Source organism: Streptomyces sp. NPDC055815 (genome assembly GCF_053616475.1).
This window is the reverse complement of sequence record NZ_JBSHDU010000169.1, coordinates 1-3,354: the sequence shown is the minus strand read 5'-3', so window position 1 is coordinate 3,354 and position 3,354 is coordinate 1. Positions and strand designations below refer to the sequence as shown.

The window sequence follows — 3,354 nt, the reverse complement described above, 5'->3', positions numbered from 1 at the left end:
TACATAATCCGACGGCTCTTCGCAGTCGTCGTGATGCTGCTCGTCGTCACACTGGTGACGCTCAGCATCTTCTTCCTCATCCCCAAGATGACCGGCAGCGATCCTGCCGCGATGTTCGTCGGCAAGCAGGCGGATCCGGCTTCCATCGAGGCCATCCGGCAGAAGCTGGGCCTGGACGAGCCGATCCTGGTGCAGTTCTGGCACTTCGTCTCGGGCATCTTCGTCGGCCGTGACTACACCGGCGGCGGCGACACGATCCACTGCGCCGCGCCCTGCTTCGGGTACTCGTTCCGCACCGAGCAGGACGTGTCGACGATGCTGGCCGACGCCTTCCCGATCACCCTGTCCATGGTCATCGGCGCCGCCCTGCTGTGGCTCGTGCTCGGTGTCACGACGGGCGTGATCTCCGCGCTCAAGCGGGGCACGATCGTGGACCGCACCGCGATGATCACCGCGCTCGCCGGTGTCTCGCTCCCCATCTTCTTCACCGGCATGCTGTCGATGCTGATCTTCCGCTCGCAGCTGCACTGGCTCAACGCCTCGTACACGCCGATCACCGAGTCCTTCGGCGGCTGGTTCGGCGGTCTGCTGCTCCCCTGGGTGACGCTCGCCTTCCTGTACGCGGCGATGTACGCGCGCCTCACCCGCGCCACCATGCTGGAGGTCCTGGGCGAGGACTACATCCGCACCGCCCGGGCCAAGGGCCTGCCCGAGCCGGTCGTGCTCGGCAAGCACGCCATGCGCTCCACCATGACCCCCATCCTGACCATCTTCGGCATGGACCTCGGCGCCCTCGTCGGCGGCGCGATCCTGACCGAGACCACGTTCAACCTGCAGGGCCTCGGCTGGATGGCCATCAAGGGAGTCAGCGAGCGCGACCTGCCGCTGATCCTGGCCGTCACGCTCATCACGGCGACCTGCGTGGTCATCGCCAACCTCGTGGTGGACCTTCTGTACGCGGTGATCGACCCCCGAGTGAGGCTCGCATGACGGACAAGCTGACGAAGACGGGCGCGGCGGTCGGAGAGCCCGTCGACACCGGGAAGTCCGCCCCCTCCGACGCCTTCCTCGACGTACGCGACCTGAAGATCCACTTCCCGACCGACGACGGTCTGGTCAAGTCGGTCGACGGTCTCAGCTTCCAGCTGGAGAAGGGCAAGACCCTCGGCATCGTGGGCGAGTCCGGCTCCGGCAAGTCGGTCACCTCGCTCGGCATCATGGGCCTGCACACCGTCGGCCAGTACGGCCGGCAGAAGGCCCGCATCTCCGGCGAGATCTGGCTGAACGGGCGCGAGCTGCTCTCCGCGGACCCCGAAGAGGTCCGCAAGATGCGCGGCCGCGAGATGGCGATGATCTTCCAGGACCCGCTGTCCGCGATGCACCCGTACTACTCCGTCGGCAACCAGATCGTGGAGGCGTACCGCATCCACCACGACGCCGACAAGAAGACGGCGAAGAAGCGGGCCGTCGAACTCCTCGACCGGGTCGGCATCCCCGAGCCCGCCAAGCGGTTCGACAACTACCCGCACGAGTTCTCCGGCGGTATGCGCCAGCGCGCGATGATCGCCATGGCGCTCGTCAACAACCCCGAGCTCCTCATCGCGGACGAGCCCACCACGGCGCTCGACGTCACCGTGCAGGCCCAGATCCTGGACCTGATGCGGGACCTCCAGAAGGAGTTCGGCTCCGCGGTCGTCATCATCACGCACGACCTCGGCGTCGTCGCCGAGCTCGCCGACGACATCCTCGTGATGTACGGCGGCCGGTGCGTCGAGCGCGGCCCCGCCGAGTCCGTCTTCTACGAGCCGCAGCACCCCTACACCTGGGGCCTGCTGGGCTCGATGCCGCGGATCGACCGCGAGCAGACCGAGCGGCTCATCCCGGTCAAGGGCAACCCGCCCAGCCTCATCAACGTCCCGAGCGGCTGCGCCTTCAACCCGCGCTGCCCGTACGCGGACGTCCCCAAGGGCGGCATCACGCGCACCCAGCGCCCCGAGCTGGCCCTGGCCGGCGAGCGCCACTACTCGGCCTGTCACATGCCGCAGGAGGAGCGCACCCGCATCTGGACCGAAGAGATTGCGCCGAAGCTGTGAGCGACAACAAGAGCACTGAGCCCCTGCTCAAGGTCACCGGCCTGCAGAAGCACTTCCCCATCCGGAAGGGCCTGCTCCAGCGTCAGACCGGTGCGGTCAAGGCGGTCGACGGGCTCGACTTCGAGGTCTACCCCGGTGAGACCCTCGGCGTCGTCGGCGAGTCCGGCTGCGGCAAGTCGACGATGGGCCGGCTCATCACCCGGCTCCTCGAACCGACCGGCGGCACCGTCGAGTTCCAGGGCACGGACATCTCCCACCTCGGCGTGGCGAAGATGCGTCCGCTGCGCCGGGACGTCCAGATGATCTTCCAGGACCCGTACGGCTCGCTGAACCCGCGCCACACGGTCGGCTCGATCGTCTCGGCCCCCTTCCAGCTCCAGGGCGTCGAGCCCGAGGGCGGCGTGAAGAAGGAGGTCCAGCGCCTGCTGGGCCTGGTCGGCCTGAACCCGGAGCACTACAACCGCTACCCGCACGAGTTCTCCGGCGGCCAGCGCCAGCGCATCGGCATCGCCCGCGCGCTCGCCCTGAAGCCGAAGCTGGTCGTCGCGGACGAGCCGGTCTCCGCCTTGGACGTCTCCATCCAGGCGCAGGTGGTGAACCTCCTGGACGACCTCCAGGAGGAACTGGGCCTCACCTATGTGTTCATCGCCCACGACCTGTCGGTCGTCCGGCACGTCTCGGACCGCATCGCGGTGATGTACCTGGGCAAGATCGTGGAGCTCGCGGACCGCAACTCCCTCTACGAGACCCCGATGCACCCGTACACCAAGGCCCTGATGTCCGCGGTGCCGGTCCCGGACCCGCGGCGCCGGGGTGTGAAGAGCGAGCGCATCCTGCTCAAGGGCGACGTGCCCTCGCCGATCGCCCCGCCGGCGGGCTGCCGCTTCCACACCCGCTGCTGGAAGGCCACGGAGCTGTGCAAGACCCAGGAGCCCCCGCTCCTGGAACTCCGTCCGGGCCAGCGGGTGGCCTGCCACCACCCGGAGAACGCGGAGGGCGTGACGGTTCCGGCGGCCCGCGAGTCGGTGGACGTCACGATCACGAAGGCGCCGGAACCGGCGGAGCCGAAGCCCGCGAAGACGGAGGAGGCCCCCGAGGCTCCGGAGGCCCCGAAGGCCCCGAAGGCCTCGGAGGAGCCGGAGCCCGAGGACACCCCGTCGGCTCCGGAGGCGGCCGCGGCCGAGCCGGCCGCGAAGGACGACACGTCCGGGGAGTAGGGATCCCCGGCGGAGGCCCCCGGCACGGGAACGTGCCGGGGGCC

At 69.1% G+C, this 3,354-nt stretch carries 3 protein-coding genes; all 3 read left to right on the top strand.

The window, feature by feature from the left end:
- The coding region (locus ACWGN5_RS41710) for an ABC transporter permease (RefSeq protein WP_453524226.1) at positions 1-990 on the top strand (990 nt) is incomplete at its 5' end.
- Complete coding sequence (locus ACWGN5_RS41705) at positions 987-2,093, top strand: ABC transporter ATP-binding protein (RefSeq protein WP_453524224.1); 1,107 nt, start codon at positions 987-989, stop codon at positions 2,091-2,093. The genes ACWGN5_RS41710 and ACWGN5_RS41705, both read left to right, overlap by 4 nt.
- A complete protein-coding gene (locus tag ACWGN5_RS41700) occupies positions 2,090-3,310 on the top strand; it encodes an ABC transporter ATP-binding protein (RefSeq protein ID WP_453524222.1) in 1,221 nt (406 codons plus the stop codon). Before ACWGN5_RS41705 ends, ACWGN5_RS41700 begins: the two co-directional genes overlap by 4 nt.
- Positions 3,311-3,354: the final 44 nt, after the last annotated feature.

Coding starts and splice junctions, on each gene's coding strand:
- ACWGN5_RS41705 (WP_453524224.1), top strand. CDS start 987: ATGACGGACAAGCTGACGAAGACGGGCGCGGCGGTCGGAGAGCCCGTC.